Raw genomic sequence first — 14,855 nt, forward strand, 5'->3', positions numbered from 1 at the left:
TGACCGCCTTGAAGCCATCGATGTCGATGATCGCCATGTCCAGGCTCTCGCCTGCGCGCAGGTGCCGCAGACGCGAAGTCATCAGGTCGTGCAGGCGGCGTCGGTTGGGCAGCCCGGTGAGCGGATCCTCGAAGCCGATGCGTCGGAGGTCCTGCTCACGCGCCTTGTGAACGGAGATGTCGGTGAAGGTGCCGACATAATGCGTGATACGCCCGCGACCGTCGGTGATCGCCTTGACCCGCAGCCATTCGGGGAATTCATCGCCCTGCTTGCGCCGATTCCAGATCTCGCCTTCCCAGCGCCCCTTGCTCTGCAGGGTCTGCCAGAAGCGCTTGAAGAATGCCGTATCGTGACGTGCCGCCGCCAGGTTGGTGGCGTTGAGGCCGCGCACCTCCTCTTCGGTGAAGCCTGTGATCCGCGTGAAAGCGGGATTCACGGCGAGAATGTGATTCTCGGCATCGGTGATCTGTACGCCTTCCTCGGAGAGCATCAGCGCTTGCTGCATCAAGTCGGCATGCTGGCGGTCGCGCTTCACCTGCCGCCAGATATCCACGACCCCCAGCGCCACGACACCGACCGCGACCATGCGCAGGGCGACGTTGGGCAGCCAGATGCAGGCCAACAGCGCTGCCAGGGCAGCCCAGACGAGCGGGCGATTGGTCGCAATGGATGACCGCATGTGAATTCCCGGTAATCGGTTGGTAAAGTACGACAGCACGCCCATGCGAAGCATCGACCCTGCATAGGAGTATCGACACAATGCGCCGACACTTTAATTGCTGGTCGCTACCGCGTCATGCCTGACGTGCAATCACGGGCCTCGGCCAGTAGACTAGGCAGGGCCGCCCGGGCGGGTCGGCCGTCAGTGCCATGCCGCATTCGCATTGCGCGCGGGAGGGCCCACAACAACTGCGACTCGGAACGACTCAGTGACCAAGCAACATTCTTTCGAACGCGAAGAACTGCTGGCATGCAGCCGCGGTGAGCTCTTCGGTCCCGGCAACGCCCAACTGCCGGCGCCCAACATGTTGATGCTCGACCGCATTACGCGCATCCACGAACAGGGCGGCCAGTTCAACAAGGGCGAGCTGATCGCCGAGTTGGATATCCACCCCGACCTGTGGTTCTTCGATTGCCATTTCCCCGGCGATCCGGTCATGCCTGGATGCCTGGGACTGGATGCCATGTGGCAGCTGGTAGGCTTCTACCTGGGTTGGCTCGGCCATCCCGGACGCGGTCGCGCACTGGGCTGCGGCGAGGTGAAGTTCACCGGCCAAATCCTGCCCGAGGCCAAGAAGGTTACCTATCATATCAATATCAAGCGCATCATTACCCGGCGCCTGATTTTGGGCATCGCCGACGGCACCGTCTCGGTCGATGGCCGCGATATCTACCAGGCCCACGACCTGCGCGTCGGCCTGTTCACCTCTACCGCGAATTTCTGAAACAGGAGGCTCCCATGCGACGAGTGGTAGTCACCGGCCTGGGCATCGTGTCCTGCTTGGGCAACGACGCACAAACGGTCGTCGAGGCGCTCCGGAGCGGGCGCTCGGGCATTCGCTTCAAGGAGGAATACGCCGAGCGCGGCTTCCGCAGCCATGTCGCCGGGGTCGTGGATATCGATCTTGATGCGCTGGTTGATCGCAAACTGCGCCGCTTCATGGGCGACGCGGCAGCCTATGCGTATGTCAGCATGGCCCAGGCCATCGAGGATGCGGGCCTCTCCGCCGAGCAGATTTCCAGCGAACGCATCGGTCTGATCGCCGGCTCCGGCGGCGCGTCCAGCGCCAACCAGGTCGAAGCCGCCGACGTCATGCGCGAGAAGGGCCTGCGCCGGGTCGGCCCCTATCGAGTCACGCGCACCATGGGCAGCACCGTGTCCGCGTGCCTTGCCACGCCGTTCCAGATCAAGGGCGTCAACTACTCCATCTCCTCGGCCTGCGCCACTTCGGCCCACTGTATCGGCAGTGCCATGGAACAGATCCAGATGGGCAAGCAGGACATCGTCTTTGCCGGTGGCGGCGAGGAGGAGCACTGGACCCTGTCGTGCCTGTTCGATGCAATGGGCGCCCTGACGACGCAGTACAACGATACGCCCGACAAGGCCTCGCGCCCTTACGACAAGGCTCGCGACGGCTTCGTCATCGCCGGCGGCGGCGGCATGCTGGTGCTCGAGGAGCTCGAGCATGCCAAGGCACGCGGCGCGCAGATCTATGCCGAGCTGGTCGGCTACGGAGCCACCTCGGATGGCTACGACATGGTCGCTCCTTCCGGCGAGGGCGCGGCACGCTGCATGCGTCAGGCCCTGGCCACCGTCGACGGCAAGATCGACTACATCAACACGCACGGCACTTCGACGCCGGTGGGCGACGTGGCCGAGCTGCGGGCGATCCGCGAAGTCTTCGGCGACAGTACGCCGCCGATGAGCTCCACCAAGTCGTTGACCGGCCACTCGCTGGGCGCCACCGGCGTGCAGGAGACCATCTACTCGCTGTTGATGATGGAGCATGGCTTCATCGCCGCTTCGGCCAACGTCGAGGAGCTCGACGAACAGGCGGCGGGCTTCGATATCGTCACTCGCCGCCGCGACGACAGTAGCGTCGAGCGGGTGCTCTCCAACAGCTTCGGCTTCGGTGGTACCAACGCCTGTCTGGTACTGCAGCGCTATCACGACTGAGCGATCAACACTGGCAACGACGCCACGAAGCAAAGGGCGCCCATTGGGCGCCCTTTGCTTTCCGCTATTCTCTGCCGCACCCGGTAGCCACGACCTGCTGGCAACCCCGTTCGCGGGAAGCCCCTCAAGCGCTGGAACTCGGCTCGATCGCCGGCTTGGCGACGGCCGGCCGCGGCACTTCTGAGATCTCGGCCAGACGCGCCTCGATCCACGCCTCGGTTTCGACCAGTATCTCCTCCGGCGTGCGCCCGACCGTCTCGATCGGCTCGCCCACCACCACGTTGAGCTGCCCCGGGTTCTTCACCCAATGTCGCCCCGGCCAGCGCTCCCCGGCGTTATGCGCCACCGGCACCACCGGCACGCCCGCGCGACAGGCGATCACAGCACCACTCTTGTTGTAGCGGCGCCGCTGGCCCGGAGGCACCCGGGTCCCTTCGGGAAAAATCAGCACCGTCAGGCCTTCCTGCAATCGCGCCACACCTTGGAACAATACTTGTCGCATGGCCCGCGCCGGCTTCGAGCGATCCAGCGCAATGGGATGCAGCAAGCGCAGGCCCCAGCCGAAAATCGGGATGTGCAACAGCTCCTGCTTGAGTACCGTGCAGACCGGGGGCTTGAGCACCTGCAGGTAGATCGTTTCCCACTCGCACTGATGATTGGAAAGGATCACGCACGGCCCCGAAGGCAGGCGCTCCCGTCCCTGGATGCGATAGCGAATGCCACAGGTCCAGCGGAACCAGGCGGTAATAAAATGGTTGTAGAGATTTAGCAGGCGGTAGCGGGAACGCAGCGGCATCAACGGCGCCACCGGCAGGAAGAGAATCCCGCTGACGAGAATGGCCAGGAAATAACCAAGGTAGAACAGTAGGCTGCGCAACACGTTCATGGACTAGCGCGGTCCTCCCCACCGGTGGCCTGATGCGCCTGACACCACTCATCGAGCAGTCGCCCCACTTCGAGCCGCCACGGTTTCTGGTGAACGCCGAAGGCCTCCAGCACCCGCCGGCAGTTGAGTACTCGCCGCAATGGTTGATCGTGATGATGCTTGAGCGCCTTCACCTCGCCCAGCTCGATATGTTCACCCAGCCCTTCGAGCCGAGTCGATAGCTGGGTTCGCACCATGGAAGTGAAGGTGTAGGCGCTGACCGGCTCGGTGCCTGCCAGGTGATAAGCACCCCAGGCGTTGGAGCCGCATGCCAGCTGATGCAGCATGCCCACCAGCGCCATCGCCACGGCGTCCGCCGAGGTGGGACAGAAGATCACGTCCTGTGCAGCGCGCACTTCCTCGCCATTCGCCAAACTGTCGATGACGCCGCTGAGCCAGGCATGCCCCCCTTCGAGAGCGAACAGGGGGCCCAACCGTACGATCAAGTGGCGCGGATGTGAGCGACGGATGCTGTCGCCCACGGCGATCAGCCGCCGCAGGCTCTCATCACGCGGCGCCGGGATGACGTGCTCGTCGATGGGAGTCTCGAAGCCATCCTGATATAGCTGGTCGGAGACGCACCATACCAGGGGGGTATCCGTCTCGCGGCACGCCGTCAGACAGGCCTCAACCCCTTCGCCATGCGTAATCACCGCTGCCGGCTCTATCTCCATGGGGGCCGACAGAGGCGGTATGACCACCGCATCCGGTGCCAGCTCTCGCAGGTGAGCGGCATCGACCGCCAACCCGGGCTCGATGACGAGCTCGGTGTCGCTACGCCGATGCACCAGCCTGGCCAACGCCAGGTTGAGGCAGTGGCCGGCATCCAGTACCAACAGCTTCACGCGATAGTCTCCCGCCTGGGTCGATTGGCGTCAGAACGGGATCTCGTCATCGAAATCGTCGAAGCTGCCCGGATCCGGGGCGCCGTAATTGTTCTGCCGCTGGTCGCCTTGCTGGGGCTGACCGCCCTGCTGGGGCTGGCCGCCCTGAGGCGCCGGGCGCTGCTGGGACTGGCCGCCGTAGCCGCCGCCTTGCGGCTGCGGAGCAGGCGCTCCTTGAGGGGCACCATAACCCCCGCCCTGCTGCTGAGGCATGCCGGCACCGGGCTGGCCGGTGAAGTCGCCGCCACGCGTGTCGAGCATCTGCATGTCGTTGACCACGATTTCGGTGGTGTAGCGGTCCTGGCCGTCCTGCCCTTGCCACTTACGGGTCTGCAGGCGTCCCTCAACATAGATGCGTGAGCCCTTCTTCAGGTACTGCTGGGCGATTTCGGCCAGCTTGTTGAACATCACCACGCTATGCCACTCGGTACGCTCCTGGCGCTGACCGCTCTGACGGTCGGTCCAGGTGTCGGTGGTGGCCAGCCGCAGATTGGCGACGGGACTGCCGGAAGGCATGAAGCGCACCTCGGGGTCCTGCCCCAGGTTGCCGATGAGAATGACCTTATTGACGCCGCGGGCCATGCTGGACTCCCTTTTGATTGTACATGGAACATAGTCACGCAACGGCCGCCAGGCCGCTGCCTGCGTGCAAGTTAGCCGCCTCTCTGACGGCCGGAGCGAATCAGCCGAGCCAGGGCCTCCTCGTCGAGGCGGCGCCGGTCTATCTTAAGATACGCGACTCGCTCCTCGGGCACGACCAGAACATCCTCGACCCCCGCCACATCGGCGAAGCTGGCCATCAGCGTATCGAGGGCATCACCCTGATGCTCGTCACCCAGTGACACGACCTCGCTCGATAGATGGGGCGGCGGCGACATGCCCAGCATCAGCAGCCACCAGACCGCCGCCAGCGCGGCACTGCCGACGAAAACCGCCGTCAGCCCCCACCGCTGGGCCAGCAGGCCACCCATCACGCCGCCGATAAAGGCGCCCAGGAACTGGCTGGTCGAATAGAGCCCCATCGCCGATCCCTTGGCGCCGGCCGGTGCCAGCTTGCTCAGCATCGAGGGCAATGTTGCCTCGAGCAGATTGAAGGCGGTGAAGAACAGCAGCAACCAGGCGAACAGCGCCCAGCCGCCGCCGAATCCGGCCAGCCCCGCCAAACTGACGGTGATGGCGGCGATCGCCACCAGACACATGCCTTTCATGTGCTGGCGTTTCTCCGCAATGATCACCAGCGGCACCATGCCGACGAAGGCCAGCGCCATGATGGCGAGATAGGTCAGGCCGTGCCGCTCCACGCCTATGCCCGCCTCGACCAGACGGAACGGTACGGCAACGAAGATCGCCATCAGCACCAGATGCAGCGCAAAGATCGACAGATCCAACCGCCACAGGTCGGCGCGGGTGAAGATACCGATCAGTTGCTGTCGGTCGATGCCCACGTCGCGATGTTTCAGTCGCCGCGGTGCCGGGGGCACCAGCTTCCATAGCACCGCCAGGCCCAGAGCGGCGAGCAGCGCGGTGAACCAGAACACTGCGGAGAGCCCGAAAGCGGCGGCCAGCCAAGGTCCCAGCACCATGGCCACGGCGAACGCCACGCCGATCGACAGACCAATGGTGGCCATGGCGGCGGTGCGCACTTGTTCGCGGGTTTGATCGGCGAGCAGCGCCATGATCGCGGCGGCCACCGCGCCGCTGCCTTGCAGACAGCGCCCGGCAATTACGCCGCCGATGGTCTCGGAGCCGGCCGCCACCACGCTACCGAGCAGAAACAGCAGCAGGCCGACGGCGATTATCGGCTTGCGACCGAAGCGGTCCGAAAGCAGACCGAAGGGGATCTGCAACAGCGCCTGGGTCAGACCATAGATGCCCAGGGCCAGCCCTATCAGCAGCGGCGTGGCCCCGGTCAGCTCTTCGGCATACAGCGCCAGCACCGGCAGTACCATGAACAGCCCCAGCATGCGTGTCGCATACAGGCTGGCCAGGCCGGCGATGGCACGCCGTTCGGAGGCTAGCAGCAGTCCAGAGACCTTGCGCATAGGGAGAGGAACGCTTCTGTGGTGGGGCCTAGGCCCTTTTGGTGAACCGCCTATTCTAACGATTCCGGGCCACGCAGGAAACGTCCCGCCAAGGCGCTTTGGCGCGCAGCGGGGCGCGGACGTATAATCGAGGTTTTGCCGAAGGCCATGAGGTGGTAATGGACAGGATTCTGGTCAGGGGTGCGCGCACCCACAACCTCAAGCAGATCGACGTCGAACTTCCCCGCGACAGCCTGATCGTGGTCACCGGCCTTTCCGGCTCGGGCAAGTCCTCACTGGCCTTCGACACGCTCTATGCCGAAGGCCAGCGACGCTACGTGGAATCTCTCTCGACTTATGCCCGCCAGTTCCTGTCGATGATGGAGAAACCCGACGTCGACCACATCGAGGGGCTGTCGCCGGCGATTTCCATCGAACAGAAGTCCACTTCGCACAATCCGCGCTCGACCGTTGGCACCATCACCGAAATCTACGACTACCTGCGTCTGCTGTTCGCCCGCGCCGGCACGCCGCGCTGTCCCGAGCACGGCGAGGATCTCGAGGCCAGCACCGTGTCGCAGATGGTCGACCAGGTGCTGGCCCTGCCCGAAGGCAGTCGACTGATGCTGCTCGCCCCTGTGGTCAGGGGGCGCAAGGGCGAGCACCTGCAGTTACTCGCCGAGCTGCGCGCCCAAGGCTTCGTGCGCGTGATGATCGACGGCCAGGCGCTGGAGCTCGACGACATCGCCCCACTGGACAAGAACAAGAAGCACGATATCAGTGTCGTGGTCGATCGCATCAAGGTGCGCGAAGGCCTGCAGCAGCGCCTGGCCGAGTCGTTCGAGACCGCGCTCAATCTGGCCGACGGCACCGCCGTGGTCCATTTCATGGACGGCGAGGCCGAGGATATCCCGTTCTCGGCACGTTTCGCCTGCCCTGTCTGCGGCTACGCCATCGCCGAGCTCGAGCCGCGCATGTTCTCGTTCAACAACCCGGCCGGCGCCTGCCCCACCTGCGATGGGCTCGGCGTGCAGCAGGTCTTCGACCCCGACAAGCTGATCAGCCACCCGGAGCTGTCGCTGGCCGAAGGCGTGATCAAGGGCTGGGATAGGCGCAGCGTGTACTACTTCAGCCAGCTGCAAGCAGTGGCCGAGCATTATCGCTTCACCTTGGAGACGCCTTGGCAAGAGCTCGCCCGCCACGAGAAGGATATCGTCCTCTATGGCAGCGGCGACGACGAGATCGCCTTCAGCTACGTCAACGACCGCGGTCGACGAGTCACGCGGGAGCACCCCTTCGAAGGCGTGCTGCCCAACATGCAGCGTCGCTATCGCGAGACCGAATCGAGCATGGTGCGCGAGGAGCTGGCACGCTACATCGCCGATCGTCCCTGCCCCACCTGCCACGGTTCACGCCTGCGCCAAGAGGCTCGCCACGTCTTCGTCGACGACCATACGCTGCCCGACATCGTGCAACTGCCGATCGGCGAGGCGTGGGACTATTTCCAGCGCCTGACACTGCCCGGACGCAAGGGCGAGATCGCTCAGAAGGTGATCAACGAGATCCACGCGCGGCTGGAATTCCTGGTCAATGTCGGACTCGATTATCTCAACCTGGAGCGCAGTGCCGAAACGCTGTCTGGCGGCGAAGCCCAGCGTATCCGCCTGGCCAGCCAGATCGGCGCCGGCCTGGTGGGGGTCATGTACATCCTCGACGAACCCTCCATCGGCCTGCACCAGCGCGACAACGACCGCCTGCTGCGCACGCTGATCCATTTGCGCGATCTGGGCAATACCGTGATCGTGGTCGAGCACGACGAGGACGCCATCCGTGCCGCCGACCATGTGCTCGATATCGGTCCCGGTGCCGGCGTACACGGGGGCCGCATCGTCGCCCAGGGCACTCCCGAAGACGTGATGGCGACTCCCGAGTCGCTCACCGGCCAATATCTCTCGGGAGAGCGACGTATCGAAGTGCCGCCATGGCGCATACCAGGCAACCCTGAGAAGCGACTGCGCCTGACCGGGGCGAGCGGCAACAACCTGCGCGACGTCACCCTCGAACTGCCGCTAGGGCTGTTCATCTGTATCACCGGTGTCTCCGGTTCCGGCAAGTCGACGCTGATCAACTCGACCCTGATGCCGATCGCCGCGCGCGAGCTCAACCACGCCACCACGTTGACACCGGCGCCCTTCGATCGCATCGAGGGGCTCGATCAGCTCGACAAGGTCATCGACATCGACCAGAGCCCGATCGGGCGCACGCCGCGCTCAAACCCGGCCACCTACACCGGCATCTTCACACCGATCCGCGAACTCTTCGCCGGCACCCAGGAAGCGCGCTCGCGGGGCTACAAGCCCGGTCGCTTCTCGTTCAACGTCAAGGGCGGGCGCTGCGAGGCATGCCAGGGTGAGGGCATGATCAAGGTCGAGATGCACTTCCTTCCCGATATCTACGTGCCGTGCGACGTATGCAAGGGCAAGCGCTACAACCGTGAAACCCTGGAGATCGCCTACAAGGGCAAGAGCATCGACGAGGTCCTGCAGATGACCGTCGAGGACGCGCTGGCGTTCTTCAGCCCGGTGCCCGCCATCGCCCGTCGCCTGCAGACGCTGCTCGACGTGGGGCTCTCCTACATCCGCCTGGGCCAGAGCGCCACCACCCTCTCCGGTGGCGAGGCGCAGCGGGTCAAACTGGCCCGCGAGCTGGCCAAGCGCGACACCGGCAAGACGCTCTACATCCTTGACGAGCCGACGACGGGGCTGCACTTCGAGGACATCCGCCAATTGCTCGTCGTGCTTCATCGCCTGCGCGACCACGGCAACACCATCGTGGTGATCGAACACAACCTGGATGTGATCAAGACCGCCGACTGGATCGTCGATCTCGGCCCCGAGGGCGGCTCCGGCGGCGGGCGCGTCATCGCCGAGGGCACTCCGGAGCAGGTGGCCGAGATGGAGGCCTCCCACACCGGGCGATTCCTCAAGCCGCTACTGGAACGGGCCAAGAGCCAGAAGGCCGAGCCGGCGACTTCCAAATAAAACGGCCAATCGACGGGGAGCCCAATCACGCTAAGCGGCATCGGGGACACCCCCTAGTGGAGGTCCGATACCAAGAGTGAGGAGCCCAGCTCCGAACGAACTGGCCATGGAGGGCCAGTACCGGCCCTGCCAGTGGAGCAGGTGCGGAAGCGTCGCAGGGCATCGAGCACCCAAGGGTGGGTTCACGGCGCCTCCGCGAAGAATTGTCGTCGATAAGCCGCACCCACCGCTGATGCCGCAATAAAAAACCCGGCTTCGCGAGAAGCCGGGTTTTTCGTGTTGCTACAGCACTGCCGGGCCAGGCCCGCCACCAGGGATCACTCCTCGGCGGCAGCTTCCTCGACCTCCTCCACGACCGGGCGGTCGACGAGTTCGACGAAGGCCATGGGGGCGTTGTCGCCGGTGCGGAAACCGCACTTGAGGATACGGACGTAGCCGCCCGGACGCTCGGCGTAACGCGGACCCAGCTCATTGAAGAGCTTGCCGACCGCTTCTTTGGAGCGGGTGCGGCTGAAGGCCAGACGACGATTGGCGACGCTGTCCTGCTTGGCCAGGGTGATCAGCGGCTCGATGACGCGACGCAGCTCCTTGGCCTTGGGCAGGGTTGTCTTGATCACTTCGTGCTCGATCAGCGACACGCTCATGTTCTTGAACATGGCCTGGCGATGCGAGCTGGTACGATTCAGGTGACGACCACTCTTACGATGACGCATGGTTGTGATTCCTTACCAAACTGGGACTCGAGTCGACGCTCACGCGGAGGCCTTGTCGTCCTTCAGGCTCGCCGGCGGCCAGTTTTCCAGCCGCATGCCAAGGGAAAGACCACGAGCAGCCAACACGTCCTTGATCTCATTCAGGGACTTCTTGCCGAGGTTCGGTGTCTTCAGCAGCTCCACTTCGGTGCGCTGGATCAGATCGCCGATGTAATAGATATTCTCGGCCTTCAGGCAGTTGGCACTGCGGACGGTCAACTCGAGATCGTCTACGGGGCGCAGCAGGATCGGATCGACATGATCCTCTTCCTCCTCGACCTCCTGCTCCTTGTCGGCTTCCAGATCGACGAACGCGGCCAGCTGCTCCTGCAGGATGGTGGCGCTGCGGCGAATGGCTTCCTCGGGATCCAGGGTGCCGTCGGTTTCCAGGTCGATGATCAGCTTGTCGAGGTCGGTCCGCTGCTCGACGCGTGCGGCGTCGACGGCGTACGAGACGCGACGCACGGGGCTGAAGGTGGCATCCAGCTGCAGGCGACCGATGGCGCGAGACTCATCGTCGGCACCGACTCGGGCATCCGCCGGCTCGTAGCCGCGACCGCGAGCGATCTTGAGCTGCATCTTGAGCTCGGCGCCCTCGTTGACGTGGGCGATGACGTGATCCGGATTGACGATCTCGACGTCGTGATCGAGGACGATATCACCCGCTGTCACCACGGCCGGGCCCTGCTTGTTCAGCGAGAGCACCGCCTCGTCGCGACTGTGCATGCGGATGGCCACGTCCTTGAGGTTCAGAAGAATCTCGATGACGTCTTCCTGAACACCCTCGATCGCGCTGTATTCATGCTCGACACCCGAGATCTCGACTTCCACCACGGCGCAGCCGGGCATGGACGAGAGCAGAATGCGGCGCAGCGCATTGCCCAGGGTGTGGCCAAAGCCACGCTCGAACGGCTCGAGCACGATCTTCGCGTGATGCGCGCTGATCTCTTCGACCTTGATATCGCGCGGACGGAGAAACTCTGTCACTGAACGCTGCATAACTACACCTTTGAGGCTGCCTAACGGTTACTCGGTACTCGACGCCGGCCCCGCAGGACCGGCGCGACGCAGTCAGCGACGCTTACTTCGAGTACAGCTCGACGATCAGGTTTTCGTTGATGTCGGCCGACAGGTCGCCGCGTTCCGGGATAGCCTTGAAGGTGCCTTCCATCTTCTTCGCGTCCACCTCGATCCAGGCCACGTCGCCACGGTTGGCGGCAATGGAGAGCGCACTTTGGATGCGCGCCTGGTTCTTCGCCTTCTCGCGAACGGAAACCACGTCGCCGGGCTTGACCTGATAGGAGGCCACGTTGACGGTACGGCCGTTGACCGCGATCGCCTTGTGGCTCACCAGCTGGCGCGCCTCGGAGCGTGTGGAGCCGAAGCCCATGCGGTAGACGACGTTGTCCAGTCGGGATTCGAGCAGCTGCAGCAGGACTTCGCCGGTGGCGCCGGAGCGACGGGCGGCCTCCTTGTAGTAGCTGCGGAACTGCTTTTCGAGCACGCCATAGATGCGGCGCACTTTCTGCTTCTCGCGAAGCTGCAAGCCGTAGTCGGAAAGACGCTGACGGCGCTGGCCGTGCACACCCGGGATCTGCTCGGATTTGCACTTCTTCTCGAAGGGAGTCACACCGCTCTTGAGAAAGAGATCGGTGCCTTCACGACGAGACAGTTTGCACTTGGGACCAATGTAACGAGCCATGAATCTGTCTCCTTAAACGCGGCGTTTCTTCGGCGGACGGCAGCCATTGTGGGGAATGGGCGTCGCGTCGGTGATGCTTTGCACGCGGAAGCCGGCGGCGCTCAGCGCGCGCACGGCGGATTCACGGCCCGGACCGGGGCCCTTGACCAGCACGTCGACGTTTTTCACACCATACTCGGCTGCAGCAGTCGCTGCACGTTCGCTTGCCACTTGAGCAGCGAACGGGGTGCTCTTGCGAGAACCACGAAAACCCGAACCACCGGCAGTTGCCCAGGAGAGAGCGTTGCCCTGGCGGTCTGTGATCGTCACGATCGTGTTGTTAAAAGAGGCGTGGATGTGCGCAACGGCGTCCACTACCTGCTTTTTAACCTTTTTACGGTTGCTACGCGGGTTAGCCATGTTGATGTCTATTCCTGTCTTTACGCCAGAACGTGCGTGTTACTTGCGGATCGGCTTACGCGGGCCCTTGCGGGTACGCGCGTTAGTCTTGGTCCGCTGACCACGCAGCGGGAGACTACGACGATGACGCAGACCACGATAGCAACCCAGGTCCATGAGACGCTTGATGTTGAGCGTCACATCACGACGAAGGTCACCTTCCACGGTGTACTTGCCGACTTCACTACGCAGGGTATCTACTTCCTCGGAGGAGAGATCCTGGATCTTGGTGGTCGGCGCGATGCCGGCAGCGGCACAGATTTCCTGTGCACGCGTGCGGCCAATCCCGAAGATATAGGTCAGCGAGATCGCCGCATGCTTGTTGTCCGGGATATTGACGCCTGCAATACGGGCCATCAGCTTTCTCCGAAATTTGAGCGGCTTGCTCGATTGGTCACTACAAAAGGCGCAACAGCATACCCCTTTACCCTTCTCGGGGCAAGGGGTATGCCGGCGCCGCTTTTTCTACAGACGCCAGGATCAACCCTGGCGCTGCTTGTGCCGCGGCTCGATGCAGATGACGCGGACCGCGCCATTGCGCCGAATAATCTTGCAGTTGCGGCACATCTTCTTGACGGAAGCTCGAACTTTCATCGTTCCTTCTCCAAAATCGGCACGCGGCGCGCCAAATCACCGGCGGCGCGACTCAGCGCATGATGCCGCCGCTGCCATAGCCTTTCAGGTTGGACTTCTTCATCACCGATTCGTACTGATGCGACATGAGGTGCGATTGCACCTGGGCCATGAAGTCCATGATGACCACCACCACGATCAGCAAGGAGGTACCGCCGAAGAAGAACGGTACGTTCCATGCCACGATCAGGAACTGGGGCATCAGGGAAACCACAGTGATGTACAGAGCACCGAACAGGGTCAGACGCGTCATGACCTTGTCGATGTAGCGAGCGGTCTGCTCACCAGGACGAATACCCGGCAAGAACGCCCCTGACTTCTTGAGGTTGTCAGCGACATCCTTGGGATTGAAGACCAGCGCTGTGTAAAAGAAGCAGAAGAATACCACCGCCGCCGCGAAAAGCAAGATGTACAACGGCTGTCCCGGCCCGAGAGCCTGGGATGCCCGCTGCAGCCACTCCATGCCGTCGCCGGCCCCGACCCACTGGCCGATGGAGGCGGGGAACAGCAGAATGCTGGAAGCGAAGATCGGCGGAATTACCCCCGCCATGTTCACCTTCAGCGGCAGGTAACTGCTCTGCCCGGCATACATCTTGTTGCCTACCTGGCGCCGCGGATAGTTCACCGTGATACGACGCTGGCCGCGCTCGATGAACACCACGAAGGCCACCGTCGCGACGCCAAGCACGGTGAGTGCCAGCAGCGGCAACACGTTCCATGCACCTTCGTTACGCGCCAGCTCGAAGGCCTGGCCGACGGCACCCGGCAACCCGGCGACGATACCCGCGAAGATCAGCAGCGAGATGCCGTTGCCGATACCCTTCTCGGTGATCTGCTCACCCAGCCACATCAGGAACACTGCGCCCGACACGAAGGTGACGATGGCAGTGAAATAGAAACTGAAGTCGGCGGTGTAAGTAATGCCCTGGCTGGCAAGGCCCACCGACATGCCGGTGGCCTGCACCAGGGCCAGCGCCACCGTGCCGTAGCGGGTGTACTGGCTGATCTTGCGGCGGCCGGCCTCGCCCTCCTTCTTCAACTGCTCGAGGTGGGGCGAGACTGCGGTCAGCAGCTGCATGATGATCGACGCTGAGATGTAGGGCATGATGCCCAGGGCGAAGATGCTCATGCGCTCCAGGGCACCGCCCGAGAACATGTTGAACAGTCCCAGGATGGTGCCCTGCTGCTCCCTGAACAAGGCAGCAAGCTGGTCAGGATTGATACCGGGAACGGGGATATGGGCACCGATGCGGTACACCACGATGGCGAGGAGCACGAAGCGCAAACGCGCCCACAGTTCACTCAGACCGCTGCCCATCGCCGGCATGTTTCCTGACTTGGCCATTTAGTCCTCTACCTTGCCACCGGCGGCTTCAATCGCGGCACGAGCACCCTTGGTGACCTTGAGGCCACGCACGGTGACTGCCTTGCTGACGTCGCCGGAAAGAATGATCTTCGCGTATTGGGTGGCGTCCTTGAGTACGTTGGCCTGCTTCAGGGTCTCCAGGGTGACTTCGTCACCGCTGACCTTGGCCAGTTCGCTCAGGCGCACCTCTTCGGAGACCAGCGACTTCATGGAAGTGAAGCCGAACTTGGGCAGACGCCGCTGCAGCGGCATCTGGCCGCCCTCGAAACCGGGCTTCACGGAACCGCCGCTACGCGACTTCTGGCCCTTGTGGCCACGGCCACCGGTCTTACCCAGACCAGAACCGATGCCACGGCCGACGCGCTTCTCGGCGTGCTTGGAACCCGGAGCCGGGCTCAGCGTGTTGAGTTTCATGG

General features: G+C 63.5%; 16 protein-coding genes. 3 read left to right on the forward strand and 13 right to left on the reverse strand.

Annotated elements, in window-relative coordinates; genetic code table 11:
* The coding region (locus CYJ07_RS18540) for a PAS domain-containing protein (protein WP_156085525.1) at positions 1-679 on the reverse strand (679 nt) is incomplete at its 3' end.
* A 250-nt stretch (positions 680-929) separates the two neighbouring features.
* Between CYJ07_RS18540 and fabA the strand changes: the two genes are divergently transcribed.
* Positions 930-1,445 carry a 3-hydroxyacyl-[acyl-carrier-protein] dehydratase FabA gene (gene fabA, locus CYJ07_RS18545; protein ID WP_104205203.1) on the forward strand — a complete coding sequence of 172 codons (516 nt, stop codon included), beginning with the start codon at positions 930-932 and terminating at the stop codon, positions 1,443-1,445.
* A gap of 14 nt (positions 1,446-1,459) precedes the next feature.
* Positions 1,460-2,677, forward strand: coding sequence for a beta-ketoacyl-ACP synthase I (fabB, locus tag CYJ07_RS18550; protein ID WP_104205204.1), 1,218 nt, complete (start codon positions 1,460-1,462; stop codon positions 2,675-2,677).
* Positions 2,678-2,801: 124 nt separating this feature from the next.
* On the opposite strand, the gene CYJ07_RS18555 is transcribed toward fabB, so the two are convergent.
* The 4 genes from CYJ07_RS18555 to CYJ07_RS18570 all read right to left on the reverse strand — a co-directional run bounded on the left by CYJ07_RS18555 (position 2,802) and on the right by CYJ07_RS18570 (position 6,528).
* Positions 2,802-3,563: a lysophospholipid acyltransferase family protein gene (locus CYJ07_RS18555; RefSeq protein WP_104205205.1), complete on the reverse strand. Its 762-nt coding sequence runs from the start codon at positions 3,561-3,563 to the stop codon at positions 2,802-2,804.
* The gene (locus CYJ07_RS18560; protein ID WP_104205206.1) at positions 3,560-4,447 is read right to left on the reverse strand and encodes a sugar nucleotide-binding protein; all 888 of its coding nucleotides are present in this window, start codon (positions 4,445-4,447) and stop codon (positions 3,560-3,562) included. The genes CYJ07_RS18555 and CYJ07_RS18560 overlap by 4 nt, the downstream gene beginning before the upstream one ends.
* Before the next feature lie 30 nt (positions 4,448-4,477).
* A complete protein-coding gene (gene ssb, locus CYJ07_RS18565; RefSeq protein WP_104205207.1) occupies positions 4,478-5,068 on the reverse strand; it encodes a single-stranded DNA-binding protein in 591 nt (196 codons plus the stop codon).
* Positions 5,069-5,139: 71 nt separating this feature from the next.
* Entirely contained in the window at positions 5,140-6,528 is a 1,389-nt protein-coding gene (locus CYJ07_RS18570; RefSeq protein ID WP_104205208.1) for an MFS transporter, read from the reverse strand.
* A 158-nt stretch (positions 6,529-6,686) separates the two neighbouring features.
* Between CYJ07_RS18570 and uvrA the strand changes: the two genes are divergently transcribed.
* Complete coding sequence (uvrA, locus tag CYJ07_RS18575) at positions 6,687-9,548, forward strand: excinuclease ABC subunit UvrA (protein WP_104205209.1); 2,862 nt, start codon at positions 6,687-6,689, stop codon at positions 9,546-9,548.
* Between the two features lie 317 nt (positions 9,549-9,865).
* Here the strand turns inward: uvrA and rplQ are convergent, their stop codons facing one another.
* From rplQ to rplO, 8 genes are all read right to left on the reverse strand, one after another.
* A complete protein-coding gene (gene rplQ / locus CYJ07_RS18580) occupies positions 9,866-10,261 on the reverse strand; it encodes a 50S ribosomal protein L17 (RefSeq protein ID WP_010626491.1) in 396 nt (131 codons plus the stop codon).
* A gap of 39 nt (positions 10,262-10,300) precedes the next feature.
* Complete coding sequence (locus CYJ07_RS18585) at positions 10,301-11,299, reverse strand: DNA-directed RNA polymerase subunit alpha (RefSeq protein ID WP_104205210.1); 999 nt, start codon at positions 11,297-11,299, stop codon at positions 10,301-10,303.
* Positions 11,300-11,381: 82 nt separating this feature from the next.
* The gene (rpsD, locus tag CYJ07_RS18590) at positions 11,382-12,002 is read right to left on the reverse strand and encodes a 30S ribosomal protein S4 (protein WP_010626489.1); all 621 of its coding nucleotides are present in this window, start codon (positions 12,000-12,002) and stop codon (positions 11,382-11,384) included.
* Positions 12,003-12,014: 12 nt separating this feature from the next.
* Positions 12,015-12,401 carry a 30S ribosomal protein S11 gene (rpsK, locus tag CYJ07_RS18595; protein WP_010626488.1) on the reverse strand — a complete coding sequence of 129 codons (387 nt, stop codon included), beginning with the start codon at positions 12,399-12,401 and terminating at the stop codon, positions 12,015-12,017.
* 39 nt (positions 12,402-12,440) lie between these two features.
* Complete coding sequence (rpsM, locus tag CYJ07_RS18600; protein ID WP_104205211.1) at positions 12,441-12,797, reverse strand: 30S ribosomal protein S13; 357 nt, start codon at positions 12,795-12,797, stop codon at positions 12,441-12,443.
* A 123-nt stretch (positions 12,798-12,920) separates the two neighbouring features.
* On the reverse strand, positions 12,921-13,034 hold the full coding sequence (gene rpmJ / locus CYJ07_RS18605) for a 50S ribosomal protein L36 (RefSeq protein ID WP_009099023.1): 114 nt from the start codon (positions 13,032-13,034) through the stop codon (positions 12,921-12,923).
* A gap of 52 nt (positions 13,035-13,086) precedes the next feature.
* Complete coding sequence (gene secY / locus CYJ07_RS18610; RefSeq protein ID WP_104205212.1) at positions 13,087-14,418, reverse strand: preprotein translocase subunit SecY; 1,332 nt, start codon at positions 14,416-14,418, stop codon at positions 13,087-13,089.
* Positions 14,419-14,853, reverse strand: coding sequence for a 50S ribosomal protein L15 (gene rplO, locus CYJ07_RS18615; protein ID WP_104205213.1), 435 nt, complete (start codon positions 14,851-14,853; stop codon positions 14,419-14,421). It abuts the gene before it with no gap.
* Positions 14,854-14,855 lie beyond the last annotated feature (2 nt).

Source organism: Billgrantia saliphila, from assembly GCF_002930105.1.
Taxonomy (GTDB): domain Bacteria; phylum Pseudomonadota; class Gammaproteobacteria; order Pseudomonadales; family Halomonadaceae; genus Halomonas; species Halomonas saliphila.

Excerpts from the sequence above, each read along its gene's own strand:
- fabB (WP_104205204.1), top strand. The coding sequence starts at position 1,460 with ATGCGACGAGTGGTAGTCACCGGCCTGGGCATCGTGTCCTGCTTGGGC.
- CYJ07_RS18555 (WP_104205205.1), bottom strand. The coding sequence starts at position 3,563 with ATGAACGTGTTGCGCAGCCTACTGTTCTACCTTGGTTATTTCCTGGCC.
- ssb (WP_104205207.1), bottom strand. The coding sequence starts at position 5,068 with ATGGCCCGCGGCGTCAATAAGGTCATTCTCATCGGCAACCTGGGGCAG.
- CYJ07_RS18570 (WP_104205208.1), bottom strand. The coding sequence starts at position 6,528 with ATGCGCAAGGTCTCTGGACTGCTGCTAGCCTCCGAACGGCGTGCCATC.
- uvrA (WP_104205209.1), top strand. The coding sequence starts at position 6,687 with ATGGACAGGATTCTGGTCAGGGGTGCGCGCACCCACAACCTCAAGCAG.
- rplQ (WP_010626491.1), bottom strand. The coding sequence starts at position 10,261 with ATGCGTCATCGTAAGAGTGGTCGTCACCTGAATCGTACCAGCTCGCAT.
- CYJ07_RS18585 (WP_104205210.1), bottom strand. The coding sequence starts at position 11,299 with ATGCAGCGTTCAGTGACAGAGTTTCTCCGTCCGCGCGATATCAAGGTC.
- rpsD (WP_010626489.1), bottom strand. The coding sequence starts at position 12,002 with ATGGCTCGTTACATTGGTCCCAAGTGCAAACTGTCTCGTCGTGAAGGC.
- rpsK (WP_010626488.1), bottom strand. The coding sequence starts at position 12,401 with ATGGCTAACCCGCGTAGCAACCGTAAAAAGGTTAAAAAGCAGGTAGTG.
- rpsM (WP_104205211.1), bottom strand. The coding sequence starts at position 12,797 with ATGGCCCGTATTGCAGGCGTCAATATCCCGGACAACAAGCATGCGGCG.
- rpmJ (WP_009099023.1), bottom strand. The coding sequence starts at position 13,034 with ATGAAAGTTCGAGCTTCCGTCAAGAAGATGTGCCGCAACTGCAAGATT.
- secY (WP_104205212.1), bottom strand. The coding sequence starts at position 14,418 with ATGGCCAAGTCAGGAAACATGCCGGCGATGGGCAGCGGTCTGAGTGAA.
- rplO (WP_104205213.1), bottom strand. The coding sequence starts at position 14,853 with ATGAAACTCAACACGCTGAGCCCGGCTCCGGGTTCCAAGCACGCCGAG.